Annotated in this window: 14 protein-coding genes and 1 pseudogene; 14 read left to right on the top strand and 1 reads right to left on the bottom strand. The window is 36.5% G+C overall.

Annotated features, from left to right (window positions below; translation table 11 throughout):
- Position 1 precedes the first annotated feature (1 nt).
- The 13 genes from D9780_RS10730 (at position 2) to D9780_RS10670 (ending at position 15,726) form a co-directional block, all read left to right on the top strand.
- Positions 2-1,033, top strand: a complete 1,032-nt coding sequence (locus tag D9780_RS10730; protein WP_073007305.1) for an alpha-ketoacid dehydrogenase subunit beta — start codon at positions 2-4, stop codon at positions 1,031-1,033.
- Between the two features lie 15 nt (positions 1,034-1,048).
- Positions 1,049-2,299, top strand: coding sequence for a dihydrolipoamide acetyltransferase family protein (locus D9780_RS10725; protein WP_121640081.1), 1,251 nt, complete (start codon positions 1,049-1,051; stop codon positions 2,297-2,299).
- Between the two features lie 447 nt (positions 2,300-2,746).
- Entirely contained in the window at positions 2,747-3,322 is a 576-nt protein-coding gene (locus D9780_RS10720) for a DUF5067 domain-containing protein (protein WP_121640080.1), read from the top strand.
- Positions 3,323-3,577: 255 nt separating this feature from the next.
- Entirely contained in the window at positions 3,578-4,795 is a 1,218-nt protein-coding gene (gene fdhA, locus D9780_RS10715; RefSeq protein ID WP_121640079.1) for a formaldehyde dehydrogenase, glutathione-independent, read from the top strand.
- 161 nt (positions 4,796-4,956) lie between these two features.
- Positions 4,957-5,880, top strand: coding sequence for a DUF4349 domain-containing protein (locus D9780_RS10710; protein ID WP_121640078.1), 924 nt, complete (start codon positions 4,957-4,959; stop codon positions 5,878-5,880).
- Positions 5,881-6,478: 598 nt separating this feature from the next.
- On the top strand, positions 6,479-7,180 hold the full coding sequence (locus D9780_RS10705) for a response regulator transcription factor (RefSeq protein ID WP_121640077.1): 702 nt from the start codon (positions 6,479-6,481) through the stop codon (positions 7,178-7,180).
- Entirely contained in the window at positions 7,177-8,637 is a 1,461-nt protein-coding gene (locus D9780_RS10700) for a sensor histidine kinase (protein WP_121640076.1), read from the top strand. The genes D9780_RS10705 and D9780_RS10700 overlap by 4 nt, the downstream gene beginning before the upstream one ends.
- 4 nt (positions 8,638-8,641) lie before the next feature.
- Entirely contained in the window at positions 8,642-9,745 is a 1,104-nt protein-coding gene (locus tag D9780_RS10695; protein WP_121640075.1) for a LolA family protein, read from the top strand.
- Positions 9,746-9,760: 15 nt separating this feature from the next.
- A complete protein-coding gene (locus tag D9780_RS10690; protein WP_121640074.1) occupies positions 9,761-11,467 on the top strand; it encodes a M56 family metallopeptidase in 1,707 nt (568 codons plus the stop codon).
- 384 nt (positions 11,468-11,851) lie between these two features.
- Positions 11,852-12,037 (top strand): hypothetical protein, encoded by a 186-nt coding sequence (locus tag D9780_RS10685; protein WP_073007274.1) that lies wholly within the window; start codon positions 11,852-11,854, stop codon positions 12,035-12,037.
- A 98-nt stretch (positions 12,038-12,135) separates the two neighbouring features.
- Positions 12,136-12,963: a YihY/virulence factor BrkB family protein gene (locus D9780_RS10680; RefSeq protein ID WP_121640073.1), complete on the top strand. Its 828-nt coding sequence runs from the start codon at positions 12,136-12,138 to the stop codon at positions 12,961-12,963.
- Between the two features lie 251 nt (positions 12,964-13,214).
- Positions 13,215-15,044 carry a MotA/TolQ/ExbB proton channel family protein gene (locus D9780_RS10675; protein WP_121640072.1) on the top strand — a complete coding sequence of 610 codons (1,830 nt, stop codon included), beginning with the start codon at positions 13,215-13,217 and terminating at the stop codon, positions 15,042-15,044.
- Positions 15,034-15,726 (top strand): OmpA family protein, encoded by a 693-nt coding sequence (locus tag D9780_RS10670; protein WP_121640071.1) that lies wholly within the window; start codon positions 15,034-15,036, stop codon positions 15,724-15,726. Before D9780_RS10675 ends, D9780_RS10670 begins: the two co-directional genes overlap by 11 nt.
- Positions 15,727-15,870: 144 nt before the next feature.
- Here the strand turns inward: D9780_RS10670 and D9780_RS10665 are convergent.
- Positions 15,871-16,179 (bottom strand): annotated as a pseudogene (locus tag D9780_RS10665) (transposase); the annotation flags it as partial.
- 520 nt (positions 16,180-16,699) lie between these two features.
- Between D9780_RS10665 and D9780_RS10660 the strand changes: the two are divergent.
- Positions 16,700-17,245, top strand: a complete 546-nt coding sequence (locus tag D9780_RS10660) for a DUF6944 family repetitive protein (protein WP_121640070.1) — start codon at positions 16,700-16,702, stop codon at positions 17,243-17,245.
- Positions 17,246-17,247: the final 2 nt, after the last annotated feature.

Below are 17,247 nucleotides of genomic sequence, written 5' to 3'. Positions count from 1 at the left end.
AATGGCGAGAAAAATAACGTTTTCAAAGGCGATTAATGAAGCAATGGATATTGCAATGGAAAGAGATAATAAAGTCATTTTAATTGGAGAGGACGTAGCTGGAGGAGCAACCGTCGATCATCTACAAGATGAAGAAGCTTGGGGTGGCGTTTTTGGAGTAACGAAAGGATTAGGAAATAAGTTTGGACGTAAACGTGTCATCGATATGCCAATTGCTGAAGCTGGCTATATGGGAGCGTCAGTGGCCGCTGCGGTTACAGGTTTAAGACCAATATCAGAATTAATGTTTAACGATTTTATTGGCAGTGCCATGGATGAAATTATGAACCAAGGTGCTAAAATTCGTTATATGTTTGGTGGGAAAGCAGAAGTTCCATTAACGATTCGTACAAGCCATGGTGCAGGTGCAGGTGCTGCAGCGCAACATTCCCAATCATTATATGGCATGTTAACAGCTATCCCTGGATTAAAAGTCGTTGTTCCTTCTAACCCTTACGATGCTAAAGGCTTGTTATTAACGGCAATTGAAGATAATGATATGGTCGCCTTTTTTGAAGATAAAACACTATATAGTATGAAAGGTGAAGTACCCGAAGGATATTACACAATACCGTTAGGAAAGGCAGAGATTAAGCGTGCGGGGGATGATCTAACCATTGTGGCGATAGGTAAAATGGTACAAGTAGCTGAAAGCGCTGCAAATCAGCTTGCTAAACAAAATGTCGAGGTGGAAATTATTGACCCTAGATCATTATCTCCACTTGATGAGGATACGATTTTACAGTCCGTTGAGAAAACAGGGCGTCTATTGATTATTGATGAAGCAAATCCACGTTGTAATGTAGCAACGGATATTTCTGCTATGGTTGTAGATAAAGGTTTCGATTTTTTAGATGCGCCAATTAAGATGGTGACGGCTCCACATGCACCTACACCATTTGCCACAAACTTAGAGCAATTATATATACCACGAGCAGAAACAGTTGTACGAACAGTAAAAGACATGATTGGGGAATTGACCTTATCTAGATAATGAGGAGGGGATAATATGGCTACATCGATATTAATGCCAAAACTAGGTATGACGATGACAGAAGGAACGGTGGAAGAATGGCTTAAACAACCTGGAGACACCGTAAAAGAAGGTGAAGGAATTGTCACAATTAGTTCAGATAAATTAACGAGTGAAGTAGAAGCTCCAGCTGACGGTATATTATTAAAGGTTATAAAAAATGTGTCTGAAGAAGCAGAAGTTGGTGAATCGATTGGTATTGTTGGGCAAGCAGGAGAAGAAGTAGGGGAAGCGACATCGACTTTTGAAAAAGAAAAAGCTGAACCAACCGCTGAGGTACAAGAGAAGGCGGTTCAACAAGTAGAGAAGCAATCTGAAGGGCATCAAGACATGAAAGGTCCGCAACGAAAAAGGCGTATTTCTCCAGCTGCTCGTAAAAAAGCAAAAGCATTATCCGTAGATGTTTCTAAAGTAACAGGTACTGGCCCTAAGGGAAGGATTACTAGAAGAGATATTGAGCAAGTAGCTGAGCAGCAAGTAGCAGCGACCACAACGGAAGAACAGGTTACAACAAAACCAGCCGTTCATGAAGAAGAAGCAATGCAGGTTCAAGGTATGTCAGCAATGAGAAAATCAATTGCTGCTAATATGCAGCATAGCTTAGAAACAACCGCGCAATTAACATTACATCGGAAAGCTGATATAACAAACTTACTTGCTTTTCAAAAGAAAATGCGCACAGAAGCAGCGGAGAATAATTTAGATCTAAAGCTGACACTAACGGTATTTTTAGCTCGAGCTGTAACGTTAAGCTTACAAGCACATCCTGAAGTTAATACACATCTTATTCATGATCAGCTTCACCAATTTGAAGAAGTGCATTTAGGTATTGCAACCTCACTAGAAGAAGGATTGGTTGTTCCTGTTGTAAAACATGCGGAAAGATTGCCACTTGGTAGCTTAGCAAAGCAAATGAAACATGTCACAGAAACAGCTCGTGAAGGAAAAAATGCCAATTTAAGTGGAGCAACATTCACCATTTCTAATTTAGGTGCGCAAGGAATAGAATATTTCACACCAATTTTGAACCCACCAGAAAGTGGGATTTTGGGTGTAGGTACATTTGTAAAAGAGCTTATGTTAGATGAAAATGAGCAGGTGAAACAGATAACTTCGCTACCACTAAGCTTAACCTTTGATCACAGAGTATTAGATGGGGCTCCAGCAGCAGAATTCTTAAATACGATTGCTCATTATTTAGCAAAACCGTATTTGTTATTGCTGTAAAGAAATCAGAATAGAATCTATCCTATAAAGAACTTCGCTATGCGTATGAAAATAGAAAAGGAAACACTAAAATTAAACTCCTTCTCTGCTATGAGGACAAAGGTTTCGCAAATCTTATCGCGTGCAGAGAAGGACCTATCAATTTGATATTTTTAGCTATTCCAGACTAGAACATATAAAGGTTCTAAATTATAGAAGGAAGCTGTCTCAGCTGAGCGGTATCCTTCTATGTACTCCAATTCCCCTCCCCCTGACATTTCATGCATTATTATGGGCTATCTAAAAGGAAAAGCGTGCTTTAAGCTATAAAAAGAGAGACTACACAAAACTATTGACATATCTATCAATAGTTTAAGGAATTTTTAGTTTAATTAAATGATGTTGATAAATATTGTAAACTAGTCCATAATTAGGATGGTTGTAAAAAAATATATGGGGGCTAGAAATATGAAGAAGTACTTATTTGTTTTACTTGCTGTAATGTTAGTAGTTTTATCTGCCTGTGGTGGGTCAAGCGAAAGTAAAAACACAGAAAATGAAGAAAGCAAAGATAGCGCTGATGCAGCGAATGAAGATAGCAAAGAAAGCGCGGAAACAAACGAAAACGAAGATGTATATTTCAAAGATAATGAAGCTAAAATTGAAGATTTAAAAATCAAAATAAAAGAAACAAAGGTTATACCTGCTGGAGAAGAAGGAAATGAAACTGGAGAAAAACCAGTATTCGCTATCTGGTATGAGACAACGAACCTTACTGATAAAGACATAGATCCGTCAACAGCTTGGATAGCAGTATTTACAGCGTTGCAAGACAACGATCCAAATGCAGTAAACGAATTAGAAATGGGTAGCTTACCAGACGGAAACCATTTAGATACACAAACGGAAACGATAAAGAAAGATGGTACAGTAGAAAACTCCATTGCTTATGAATTAGATGATTTAGAAACTCCTGTAACCTTAGTAGCTACACAAGGCGTTATGGGAGAAGAGATTGGTAGACAAGATTTTGAAATTAAATAATAAGAAATAAGCAGAGACACTCAATAAAATGGGTGTCTTTGCTTTTTACATATATTTTAATAGTTTTATTTATGCAAATTCAGTACTATATGCCATTGTTGTTTATAGGTTTTATAGAAGTAAATACGTATAAGAGAAATAACATTTTTATTAGAATTAATAGAATTGTGGAAAAATTAAACTTTGAGTAGTATAATGGTTTTAGATTGTCAATGCTCCCAATACATCCAATATATTTTGAAAAGGAGTGTTTTAGTGGCTGAGAACAGGGGTGTCGTATATGTAGGTGCTGGTAAAGTAGAGGTGCAGGATATTCGTTATCCGGATTTAGTGTTACGAGATGGGCCAGGTGTAAATCCATTAAATGTGGGGCGTAAATGTCATCATGGCGTCATTGTTAAAGTAGTAACTACGAATATTTGCGGAAGTGATCAACACATGGTTCGAGGGAGGACTACAGCTCCCAGTGGGTTAGTGCTTGGTCATGAAATTACTGGAGAAGTTGTTGAAATAGGACGAGATGTTGAGTTTATCCAAATAGGAGATTTAGTATCTGTTCCATTTAACATTGCCTGCGGACGTTGTAGGAATTGTAAACAACAAGACACTCATATTTGCCAGAATGTAAATCCAGACAGACCGGGATCAGCCTATGGTTATGTTGATATGGGCGGATGGGTAGGCGGTCAATCGGAATATGTAATGGTTCCATATGCTGATTTTCAACTGCTTAAATTTCCTGATAAAGACCAGGCTATGGACAAAATACTTGATTTAACTATGTTATCAGATATTTTTCCGACAGGTTATCATGGAGCGGTAAGCGCCGGCGTTAAACCGGGATCAACGGTTTACGTTGCTGGAGCAGGTCCAGTAGGTCTTGCTGCTGCACATTCTGCCCAATTACTCGGTGCATCTGTCGTCATTGTCGGTGATTTAATTGAAGAAAGGCTGGCACAAGCACGCAGCTTCGGGTGTGAAACAATTAATTTACGTGAACATACGAATTTAGGAGAGCAAATGGAACAGATCCTAGGTGCACCAGAAGTAGATTGTGCGATTGATGCAGTTGGGTTTGAAGCTAGTGGTCACGGAGAAGGAGCAAGTGAAGCACCGGCAACTGTTTTAAACACGATTATGGGTATAACTCGGGCTGGAGGAAAATTAGGTATTCCAGGGTTATATGTTACAGGTGACCCAGGGGGCGTTGATAAAGATGCAAAAGAAGGAACGTTGAAAATTCGTTTCGGATTAGGATTTGCGAAAGCACATACATTCGTTACTGGCCAAACTCCAGTGATGAAATATCATCGTGATTTAATGATGGCAATTTTAAGTGGAAAGGCGCAAATTGCAAAAGCAGTGAATGCTACATTAATTTCGTTGCATGAAGCGCCAGCTGGATATGAAGCATTTGATGGTGGTGCGTCCAAGAAATTTGTTATTGATCCACATGGTTTGGTGAAAGCATAACGAAATGAGGTAATGAATGCGTATGCTGTCTGTACCATCAAACGATAATTAAAAGCATAAGCCTTATCCAGTTTTTCAACTGAATAAGGCTTCATTTCATTATATTTGATTTAAGAAGAGGTGTTTGCCTGAAATCTAAACGTGTTTGGGGGAAGGAAAAAATGAGGTCACGATTATTTTTGTTACTGTGCTTTTTTTTGATTCTACTTACGAGTTGCGATGAACGTTCAGATAGTAGTGATCAATCAAACTCAGTCTCTAGTAATCAAGATGACAAAACAACAATTCAAACAGAAGATAGTAGAGAAATGGATAATTCAGGAAATGGTCAGGAACAAACGGAACAGAAAGCCGAAGAAACGGAAGTGCCAAAAGCAGATACTTACGATGTGGATCAACGAAAAGTAATCTATACTGCGGATACACGTATAGAAGTAAAAGATTTACAGAAAAAAATAGCGACTTTGGAAAGTTTGATTATAGATTATGATGGTTATATTGTAGAATCATCTAGAAGTAATGATACAAAAGAAAATAATCGCACCGGTTTCATCACTGCAAGAGTACCACAAACGAATTTTAAATCTTTTATGGATAAAGTAGAATCGGGAGAAGGAAAATTATTAAGTAGTAATATTTCAGGTCAGGATGTCACCGAAGAATATGTGGATTTAGAGTCTCGACTTCAATCTAAAAAAGTAGTAGAGAAAAGGTTATTAGCTTTTATGGAACAAGCTGAAAAAACAGAGGATTTATTGGCTATTTCAGAAGACCTTGCAGAAGTACAGGAAGAAATAGAGCAAATTACTGGTCGAATGAATTATCTACAAAATAAAGCCGATTTGGCAACTGTTCATATCGAAATACAAGAAAATAATGTATCGTTAGAAGATGGAGACTTAAATACATGGGAGGCAACGAAACAGCAATTCATAAAGAGTATAAACTTTCTTTTGAAAGTGATTTCAAACGTGTTTGTATTTATAGCAGGTAACATGCCGGTTCTTATTCTAATTAGTGTATTAGGTTGGCTTGGTTGGATTTTTATAAGAAAATGGGTAAAGCAAAATCACAAGGAGAAATAGAGAAAACAGAATAAAAATGTGATTTTCTGTTACTGCAGTTTAAAGATAAACTGCAGTTTTTTTATTGTAAATGAGGTGTTAGTGGATAACGAAATAAGCGTATTTTATAGAGACATAACGCCTTTATGAGAGAGAATAATCCTCTTTATCCAGAATTATTCAGATATAACTAGAACATTACTAAAAGCTTATGTACGAAGAAGGAAACCAATTTGCTCCTTGCACGAAACAAATGATAAAAGAAGCCATTTCTGCTACAGTTAAATCACATCAAATTAACCAATAGAAAGGGTTAGTATAATGGCTACTTTATTAAACACTTTAGGTTGCATTAAAATGTAATAATATTCTTCCATCATTATCATTTTAAAAAAGAAGAAAAATAAGAAATTCGTATTAAATGATGAAGGCATTTATCGTGAAAAATATTCAATAGATTTATTTCATTTTATTTGACTTGTTTTTTTGGATATCAGTACTTATTTTAAAGGTTTTGGTTGGTTCGTAAAAGCGATATGCTTTAAAAATAAACCAATTATAAAGTTTCGATCATTTCGATTTTTATATGCTACATTAGCTTTAGTAGGAGGAAAGACCGATGGAAGAAAATATTTTACTTGTGGAAGACGATATGGAAATTGCACGTATCATTCGAGATATGCTCATGCGTAACCATTATCAGGTAGCATGGGCTACAACAGGGTTAGAAGGATGGGAAGATTTTAAAATTTCTAATTATGACCTTGTAATTGTAGATGTCATGCTTCCTGAAATGGATGGGTTTTCTTTATGTAAAAATATCCGCTTAAAAAGTGACGTACCAATGATTATCATAAGCGCTCGAAAAGCAGATGGGTATAAAGTAAAAGGTTTAGGGTTAGGGGCAGATGATTATATAGCAAAACCATTTAGTATGCTGGAATTAAAAGCCCGAGTAGAATCGCATTTACGTCGTTGGCGTAGGTTCCAAGGAGTTCCTAAACAGACAAAGCACACCTCTTATGTACATGGGTTAATGGTAGATTGGAAAGAGTGCCACGTTTCTCTTCAAGGCAAAAGAATTACGCTAACCGATAAAGAATGGGAGTTACTTACTGTTTTGGCTAAACATCCTGAGCAAACGTTCTCCAAGGAAGAGCTATATCAGCATATTTGGCAGCAAGTTGAATTAGATGGCGTACATACGGTAACGGTTCATATTAAATCATTAAGAGAAAAGTTGCAAGACTCTGTGAAGACGCCAAGGTACATACAAACGGTATGGGGAAAAGGCTATCGCTTTATTGGTGACATGCAATGAAAATAAAAACATGGCTTCTGGTATCTTATTTTGTTGTTATGGTTCTTCCTGTAATGGCAGGTTATTTATTATTTTTATTCATACAAGGGTACCATGATGAACTGAAAATACAAGAACATATTGAAACGGTAAAGGAAATAACAACATTAAAGGCATTACTTGCTGACCCAGAATTATACGAGTTTAATAGCGATTGGGGCAAAATCAAGCATAACATAGATGAGAATCAAGCTGTTACTTTACTAAATAAAGATGGCATGGTTATGTATGCATCTCATTCATCTGTTACTTCTGCTTTTCGAAAATATGGAAAAGAGCAGCTATATGAAGGTCTATATGATTTAGAACAAGGTTATCGCTCTTATACATATCGTCAACCTGTATTTATGAAAGATGAACTAATTGGATTTTTTGAAATACAAATCCCTAGAGAACAATGGGTGGAGGGAGTTACGAATCGAGCACTTTTAGTAGGTGTGAGCTTATTTATTGTTTTTATTGTTATTTATACGTTAGTTGTCCTGTTTGTGAATAAAAAAATAGTACGTCCATTGCACATGCTTATTAATGATATAAAACGATTTGCTGATGGGGAATTAATACATGAAAGAAAGACGGAAAAAGATGAAGTGGGGGAATTAACAGCACATTTTTATGTTATGAGTAGACAAATAAATAAGGCGAGAAAAATAGCTAAGCAAGAACAGCAAGCAAAGGAATACTTAGTTGCTAGCGTATCTCATGACTTAAAAACACCGTTGACTTCCATCAAAGCATACGCAGAGTCATTAGTATTTGAAAAAAATATCCATGTAAAGGAACAGAAGGAATATTTGCGTATCATTATGGAAAAAACAGATTTTCTAAAAGCAATGCTTGATGATTTATTAACCTACACGATGTTACGCTCATCAGAAAAGCAGCTGGAATTGGCTTTAGTAGATGGGGAAGAATTTTTTGACATGTTAACCTCAGACTTTGAAACGCTTTGTAAACAAAAAGGGGTTGACTTGCATGTTTCTTTGCAAGTCAAAGGGAAATACGAGGTAGACCCAAACCAAATGATACGTGTGATGGATAATCTTGTGAGCAATGCAATTTCCCATACGCCTACTAATGGGAATATTTGGTTAGGCGTTGTATCAGGAGACTTGCCAGATTGGACTTATTCCTTTGTGCGGCAAAACGTAGATTGGAAGGGGCAAGAGGAGAAAGCAGCTTTCATTTTCATACAAAATGAAGGGAAAGGGATTGATGAAGCGGTTTTGCCGTATGTGTTTGAACCATTTTACCAACATAATCCAGCGAGGAGTAAGCAAGAATTTCAAAGAAATGGTTTAGGGTTAAGTATTGCAAAACAAGTAATTGAAGAGCATGGAGGGTGGATACATATCTTCTCCCAAAAAAACGTAGGTACATGTGTTGTTTGTATGTTGCCTCAAACTTTGGAAAGGTGATCGTATGGAAAAATATAAGATAAGTATTTTAATCTGCCTCATGGGAGGAATCATATTATCAGCGTGTACACCAGGTTCAAATCAATTTACCCCAAAGGAAATGGTTCATAAAGTATTAGCCGCTGAAGAAGAAACAAATGTAGCTTATTATGGAGAGTCGACAACGGTAACGAAAGAAAATGAAACAGAAGTAGAACGGTTTGTAATGAAAGAATGGCGTGATGGTACAGGTAAAATTCGTGTGGAAATAGAAGGAAATAAAGAAGAACCTATATCTATTTCCGTTAATGATGGCTCATCTTTAATTAGTTACGAACCAAAGCAAAAACAAGCGCTCATCATGGATGACCGAGAAATGCTTGCATTAAATCAACCATCTCCTATGGATCAAGTGAATTTTATTTTAGAACAAATTTCAAAAACACATGAAATAAGCATGGGAAAAGAACAGAAGGTAGCTGGTCGTCAAACGCAACACGTCATCGCTAAGCCTAAAGCGAAAGATCAATTATATGGTCGACAAGAGTTATGGATAGATAAGGAAAACTGGATTGTTTTAAAAATGAAGGCAACGATAGGAAACCAAACAGTAGAAACAGAATATAACCAAATTAACTTTGAAGCAGATATAGCTGATGAAAAATACTCCTTGAAATTACCAAAAGATGTAGAAGTTAAAAATATGAATGAGTTAAATCCAAATCGCAAAGTTACTTTAGAAGAAGCGCGCGAACAGATGGGAAGTACATTCTTATATGTGCCTGAAGCAGAAAACATCGTGTTAAATAATGTTGAACTCATTGAACTGAAAGGTGAATTTTCGCGTACGGAAGTAAGCATGGATTATACAAATAACAACATACCGATATTTAACTTGTCTGTTTTTCCAACACCAAATGAAGATGATAATGGCATTGAATCGTTTACAGCGTCAAATGAAAAGCGGATCAGATTTCGAGGCGTGGAGGGGGTGTATACGGAGGATGATACGTATCAAATGTTGTTATGGGACGAACAAGGTCTGCGCTATTCTCTCATGATAATGGATGCAGATTTAAGTGTGAACCAAGTCAAACAATTCGTAAATAAAATGAAATATGTCCCGTAATTGGAGGAAAAGAATATGCAACTCGTTATCATAAGTGTTATTACAATTTTCTTTACCTTTATTTCTTTCATTCTTCCAAAGAAAATAAGTGTATGGTTACTTTTTATCAGTAGTTGTAGTATGATCGTATATTTATTCATGACGAATGAATTTTTCGATACAGCTTTGTCACTTAGTGTGATGTTCGTCACCTATTTCAGTTTTACTGTTGTTTTTGATCATGACAAAAAGGTAAAAAAACAGCAATTACAACAAAAGCTTTCGGTTACAAACTTTCAGATCGTTGAACTGAAAAGAGATGTTAGGCGAATTTTGATGGATATTTGGTTAGCTGGTGGAATAGCAGGAGTTTCTGTTATTTGCCTTCTTTTTCTTCCAGAAATGATTATTACGCTTAAGTATGTACTTGGCTACTATTTAATTTTGATGCTTCCACCATTTTTGAACCGCCTGTTAGATTATCTCTTTGCCAAAGTGTATATGCTGCCTGAGGAACAAGTACTGGTCATTATTTCCTTACTGGAAGCAAGAGAATTGCCAATGGAACATCTAGAAAGTATTCAAAAACAATCTAATCCAGATATGTTACGTCTTCATCCTAGTTTTGCCTTTTTATCTGAACGTAAAGATTATACAACTTCATTTGCAACCGTATTGCGTCTAACTTTTTCTGGAGAAACAATGTATTTAACACCTGTAAATGTAGAGGCGTGGTCCATGTACTGGGATCGTTTTATCCAAGTAGCGCAAGTAGAAACGGAAAAAAATATTCTTCCAATCTGGCATAGGAGCAATATAAAGCGCTTGTTATGGAAAGGCTATTTTGCAATTAGCGTTAAAGGTGTTGCTGCATATACAGCGTTACTAAGTATTTTGATTTTTCTTCATTGCCCGTGGTATGTGATTACTGTTTTTGTATTTTTATGGTGGCTGTTTAATATGTATATTGCAGACCGACTGCTTATTCATGCTTCAGACGCAGAAGAAGTTACAGCGGGAGAGTTATATCATATTTCCCAGGAAATTTTTTCGCAAGCTGGAATAACAGGCACTAGATTATATATGATTGATTCTGATGTATACAACGGTTTTGCAACGGGTATGCACATTGGAAAAGGTACGATAATGTTGACTAGCGCAACAACGAAATTATCTTCGTCTGCAGTGAAGGCTATTTTAGCACATGAGGCAATACACATAAAAAAACGGGATGTTATGGTGAATCAAATTGGGCGAATGGTGTTAATGATTGTTCTTGGATTTAGTATCTTTGTCTCTTTTGATTTACTAAAACAGTTAATAGAACAGCCATTACTATTTATTATATTAATAAATTTATTTTCGGCTATTTTTTTTATCTGTTTATCAGGGATTTCTCAATGGACAGAAATAAGGGCTGATTATTTGGGAGCTAAACTACTAGAGGCGGGAAATAGACATATGGCTGATGGATTGAAAGAATTAGCTGTTGCCCAAGATCAAGCAACAAACAAGGCATTACAATATAGCACTCTTGAAGAGAATAACCATAACAGCATAGAAAGAGGTAGCTGGTTGTCACGCTTCATGGAGTTTCAGTTTATGCCGCATCCGCCGTTATATTGGCGTATTCAACAACTATGTAAAGAAGAAAATTGGAAGAGTACGAGAAAAGCGTGGCTAATTGCACGGATAAAAGAATCGTTGCCGGATTTCTTCCAGCATAAAAGAGTTAACTTATAAGTTGTAGCACTCACTATCAAGACTTGTTCAACAAATCTTGATAGTGAGAAAAAAGAAACCATTTCATATATAGGAAGCGTGAGATAATGGTCCCAAATGCCCCTAAGGCCATTATCTAGAGAGCATTTCAGTACCCTGAAAATTGACATATCCAGTAATAGTAGGAGAAGGTAATCAGTTATTTGGCACTTAATGTGGTGGCTCCTGCGGGAAAAGCATGAGTATAGCGTTTTTTGCGAGTGAGGAGGCTCAAGCTGCCCTGAGGAAAGCGTCCACCTGCAGTGGAAAGTAACGGGGGCACTGGCAGATACAATCTTATAAAATTAGTTAGAATAAAATAGGCGGAAAAATAACGCCTAAACATAATATACGAGGAGTGATTACTTGGAAAAACAACTTTTCACTATTCATATTTTGCATCTCATTTTAATCTTATTACTACTGTTATATGGGCTTTTACATGGTTTGAACTTCGATTTCTTATTCTTTTTTGGAATAGTAATACTCATCTATTCCATGAGCATGGCCCGTTTAATCAACAAACAATCCAATGAAGCATTAGGAAAGTGATAGGGGGATTTCTAGAAGTTTTTCTAACAATGGTATAAGTTGGATAAAAAAAACATAAACGGACAGAAATAAGATAGACAGACGATGGAAGGGGACTTATGATGTCTATCTTACTATTTTTTTACGAACTAGGGAGAAAATTTTTTATATATAAAGTGTACGATCTTTCTGCACAAATGGCTTATTATTTCCTGCTATCTGTTTTTCCGTTTCTGTTCGTCATTTATTCGTTAATTCCTTATTTGCCCTTTAATGAAGATTATATTTTAACGCTAATTGAACCGTATGCACCAGATACAACGTATCGTCTCATTAGAAATACGTTAACTGCTGTGCTTGCAAATCAAAATCAACCTTTGCTTTCTTTGAGCTTGGTTATTTCTGTATGGCTTGCTTCAATGGGATTTCAATCCATGAAACGTATACTTAACACGGCTTATAACGTGCATGAGAAGGAAAGTATCGTAAGACAAGTAATCGAAGGGCTAATGTTAACGATAGGATTTATGATTGTTTTCTTGTTTTCTGTTGTTGTTCCTGTTTTGGAAAGAACACTGAGGGCATATTTGGTCGATATATTTACCAATGATAGTTTTCATCGTTTGTGGGATTTTATCCAATGGGGAGTTGGTAGTTTTTTAATCATGACTTTTTTTCTTCTACTTTATTATTTCACTCCAAATCTACGTGTCAAAGTAAAGCAAGTTCTTCCAGGTGCGCTTGTCGCTACAATTGGTTGGCAAATTATCTCCCTTCAATTTGCTACTTTTGTTAGTCGTAACGATTATACCGCTTTTTATGGACAATTAGGCGGTATTGTTGTATTAATGATTTGGTTTTATATGTCTGCTATGATCATTATTATTGGGGGACTAGTTAATGCTATGGTTTATCCGATTCAACGTAGCGAAAGGCGTTCTTTTTAGTTTTGAAAATCATGACATACGATATCGTTTGTATGAGCTGAGCGGATACTGTTTCCCCTGTTTTTTCTCCGACAAAAGTTTGAAACACTCGTAAATACAGGATCTTCGCTACCTTAACTACTATTTCGCAAACCTATTCATTTTTTAATCAGACAATAAATAACGGATTCTCTCCTATCTATATTCATGATTGGAACATGCCTTGAATATCTATATAGTAATACATTTGGGACGTAGTAGGAGGGGAATCCATGGTTGAATTTATGCTTAAATTATTTACATCAGAACAAAGAGTGGAAGCTATTTTAAGCAGCTCCATTATTGAGTTTATTTTTGTTGTCCTGTTTGTCATGTTTCTGTTGGCTTTGCTGATTCATTTTACCATTTACAATAAATTAAAAATGATTCGAAATCATCTTAAAACGACGGGGAATTTGAATGTAGATCCGTTAAAAACATTGAAAGAACAATATGAACAAAAGCAAAAACGAGAAATGGTTAAAGTGGAGACATTTGTTCAAGAGCAATTTTCGAACTGGCGTATATGGCAGGTGTCTGTCGTTAGTCTCATTAAAATGGTCCAAATGACCGTGTCAGTGTTTATATTATTAGGAGTACTTGGCACATTTATTGGCTTAACCTCTTCTTTAGGTAGTGTTGATTTACAAGGAAATGATGTGGTTACAGGGGTAGCAAGTGTATTAGCTGGTATTGATGTTGCTTTTTATACAAGTATTGTTGGGATGGGATTTTCATTAGTGATGACGGTATTAATAAAGGTATTCAATACAGAATTTATGTTAACAGATATTATGCTGATGACGGAGACAAGGTTAGAAGGCACAGAGGAAAAGGGACTGCAACGATTAGTAAGCATTTCAGAGGCGATTCATACCTCTATACAGCATTTACAAAAATCGAATCAACAGTCCTTTCAAACAATAGAAGCCGCCTTCGCTGGATTTCAAAATTACACCTCAAGTTTGGAACAATCCGCTAAAGACTTAGCTGCATTTAATCATGGGCTTTCAGATAATCTCGAATCATTTCAGCAATTATTTACACATATGCAAAAAGTAACCGATCGTTTTGCTACGGGAACGGACAATCTAAACGAAAATTTTGCTACATTATTTACGTATTTTAAACGTATGGATAGTCATAACGAACGACAGGAGAAAGCGTTCGAACAAACATATGAGAAGATAAAAGAAGCAACGATTTCGCAAATGGGCATGTTGCAAAATTTTTTAGATTCCACAGAGGAAATAAAACAATTCACATCTACTTTATTAGATGAACAAGCATCGTTACATCATAATTTCACCGCGATACAGGAAAAGAGCAAACAACTCGTTGTGCAAATGGAGTCACAGAACAGTGAATTTAGATCCATATTTGGTGCGGATCTATCGACAAAGCTATCAGGTGTGATTGAACAGCTACATGGACTGTCGAGAGAATTTGATAAAATGGGGGATGGTTTAACACAGCTTCCAAATGCTCTTGAAGTCATTAACCAAACGCAAGCAGAATATAAACATTTATTATCGGATCGTTTCCAAGAATTAAAAGAATTTAACCGTACATTTAGCAATCATATAAAATCACAGGCTACAAATACGACGGCATTTGAAAAACATTTACAGCAAACGATAAGTTCTTTTGAACAAATGGCTATGAAAAATAGTCAATTGTTACAAGAAATAAATGGAACCATTTCCCAAATGACGCAAACCCATCAGCAACGCGAGAACCATTTGGATAATAGTGTGCATATATTAAAGGATACGTTAGCCAATTATGTTCATAATTTGGAAGGGTCTGTAGGAAAACGATTAGATCAAATTGGTCAAGCTCTCCAATCGTCCATGCGTGAAGTAAATGAAGGGCTGCGCAATGAATGGAATGAACTAAGAAGAAGAAATGACACGACACAGCAAAATCAAGTAAGGGCAATCCAACAAAGCGTACAGGATCTGCAGCGGGAAATTCACATGTTTAACCAACAATTGGCTGCTTTTGCTCAACGTAATTACAATGCAAACAATCCGATAAGGCTGAACCAAAATGAATACTAAATATGATCGTTTATTTAGGCAGAATAGGGACGAAGGACATTTTTGGCCATCATTTACAGACTTACTTACAACGATTTTGCTTTGCTTTATTCTAATTTTTGTTGCTATGATGATTATTAAATCCTTACAAATAGAAGAAATGAAAAAGACGTTAGACCAAATTATGGGGGTACGAGCAAAGTTAGTGGAAGACTTAAAAGAAGAGTTCGGTGGTTCTGAATTAGGTGTTGAAGTCGACGAAAAGACGGGCGCCATCATTTTTAATACAGAGATTTTGTTTGCCTATGATAAGCACGAGTTAAAGGCTAACTCTTATACTTTTTTAGACGAATTTGTTCCCAAATATTTGGATATTTTGTTGCAAGAAGGATATGAAGAGTATGTTGCGGAGATCATTATTGAAGGTCATACGGACCGTGATGGGTCATATTTATATAATTTACAGTTAGCACAGAATAGGGCATATAGTGTTGCTGCCTATCTATTAAGTGATGATTTTCCATACAAGAATATCCAGCAGCATTTAGCAAATAAATTAACAGTAAACAGTAAATCATTCTCCGACGTTAGGATGGATGAGAAAGGGGATTATAGTGCAGAAGCTTCTCGTAGAGTGGAATTCAAATTTCGACTCAAGGACGAAGAAATATTAGATAAAACAAGAGATATATTAGGTGAGTAGAAAGACCTGCGGTAGTATGTCAAGTAAAAATTAAATAGTTTTTATCAAGATACAATTTGCTTAAAAAAGGCAACCCTAAACCGACTCCAGTAAATATGTGTAAAATATTAGAAATTACTCAAAGGATTAGAAGCTAATTATGCTTCAGGTATTGACGCTCCTTTGTGGCGTGTAAATTTGGTTTTTGCGTAGTAGCGCATCCACCAAACGCACTAATTTTCTTGCAGTTAAGACGAGGGCTCTTTTGTGTTGATGCTTTGGTACTTCATCGAACTTTTTCGCGTAATACTCTTTGTGTTCAGGAACATGCCTTCTTACCAAGTTGGCGGCTTCAACGAGGTAATAACGGAGATACTGATTTCCATTACGCGATAACGATGTGTCGTCAGCTGTAAAGCGACCAGATTGGTGTTTACGCCAATAGAGTCCTGCATATTTGGCGATCTTCGCTTCGTGAATTGTCCCAAATGATCCTAAGACCATTATCTAGGAACATCACGGAACGTCCGAGACATTTGACATATTATCTTAGGTCTTTACTAATTCATGAGTTTGTCCAAACCAAGTTACTTGGAACGGAAGGCGGCGACTCCAGCGGGAAAAGCATGAGACTTGAGACCCCGCAACGAGCGTTTTTTGCGAGTGAAGAGGCTCAATCAGCCCTGAGGAAAGCGTCCGCCTGCAGTGGAAAGTAACGGTAGCACTAGCAGATACAATTTTTATAAATTAGTTAGAATAAAATAGGCGGAAAAATAACGCCTAAACATAATATACGAGAGGGGATAAGCATTGTCATGCTACAGGAGCGTAATTGTAGAGAGATTCTGTATTAAAAATGACAGCTATCCCTATCTTCGTTGTCTCTTTAAAGTCAGAAAATCACTTTTAGCAGAATCACTTATACGATATCTGTCATACACTAGTTATTGATTACGTAAAAGTTCAGTTCAGAAAATGATGGAATGGGTATCAAATGGCATCTAATCTAAAGGAAATAACGGGATCTCTTCTTTCGGCAATTGGAACGATACAAGCGGCGATTGGTAGCACTCCCCAATTATCTTTAAGTGAAGATCAACGTTTTCAACTTCGATTAATAGGTAATGTATTACAAGCTCTAGGAAGCGGCGTCACTGCTGATGGGGAAACCACGGCTTCTTTTGAAAAATTAGGGTACCAAATTCAAGCTACGGGCAATTCAACTGTAATAGTAGGAATGTTGATTTATCGTTCTTCTGATCCTATAACAAAAGAAAAATGGTTTATAACAGGACTGTGGATGCAGGCATTGGGGAGTTTTCTAGTTGCTAGTGATGAATGGGCTGATCACACAAAGGGTGTGTGGGAAAATACTATCGGAGCATTATTGCAAGGTATTGGTAACTCTTTACAAGCAATAAGCGGCATTCAAACGCTTCAAAACAATCAGTCTGATCAGCGTATAATTGGGGTTGTAGGAAGTTGGATACAAGCAGTAGGCACCGTTATATCGTTTATTGGAGCATTTCAAGAAGAATAGTT

It is taken from the genome of Virgibacillus sp. Bac330 (genome assembly GCF_003667845.1).
Taxonomy (GTDB): domain Bacteria; phylum Bacillota; class Bacilli; order Bacillales; family Amphibacillaceae; genus Virgibacillus; species Virgibacillus chiguensis.
This window is presented reverse-complemented; position numbering and strand designations above follow the sequence as displayed.

Bases quoted from the DNA above. Each gene is read 5' to 3' on its own strand.
- D9780_RS10720 (WP_121640080.1), top strand. From the start codon at position 2,747: ATGAAGAAGTACTTATTTGTTTTACTTGCTGTAATGTTAGTAGTTTTA.
- D9780_RS10710 (WP_121640078.1), top strand. From the start codon at position 4,957: ATGAGGTCACGATTATTTTTGTTACTGTGCTTTTTTTTGATTCTACTT.
- D9780_RS10705 (WP_121640077.1), top strand. From the start codon at position 6,479: ATGGAAGAAAATATTTTACTTGTGGAAGACGATATGGAAATTGCACGT.
- D9780_RS10730 (WP_073007305.1), top strand. From the start codon at position 2: ATGGCGAGAAAAATAACGTTTTCAAAGGCGATTAATGAAGCAATGGAT.
- D9780_RS10680 (WP_121640073.1), top strand. From the start codon at position 12,136: ATGATGTCTATCTTACTATTTTTTTACGAACTAGGGAGAAAATTTTTT.
- D9780_RS10695 (WP_121640075.1), top strand. From the start codon at position 8,642: ATGGAAAAATATAAGATAAGTATTTTAATCTGCCTCATGGGAGGAATC.
- D9780_RS10670 (WP_121640071.1), top strand. From the start codon at position 15,034: ATGAATACTAAATATGATCGTTTATTTAGGCAGAATAGGGACGAAGGA.
- D9780_RS10675 (WP_121640072.1), top strand. From the start codon at position 13,215: ATGGTTGAATTTATGCTTAAATTATTTACATCAGAACAAAGAGTGGAA.
- D9780_RS10700 (WP_121640076.1), top strand. From the start codon at position 7,177: ATGAAAATAAAAACATGGCTTCTGGTATCTTATTTTGTTGTTATGGTT.
- D9780_RS10690 (WP_121640074.1), top strand. From the start codon at position 9,761: ATGCAACTCGTTATCATAAGTGTTATTACAATTTTCTTTACCTTTATT.
- D9780_RS10660 (WP_121640070.1), top strand. From the start codon at position 16,700: ATGGCATCTAATCTAAAGGAAATAACGGGATCTCTTCTTTCGGCAATT.
- D9780_RS10725 (WP_121640081.1), top strand. From the start codon at position 1,049: ATGGCTACATCGATATTAATGCCAAAACTAGGTATGACGATGACAGAA.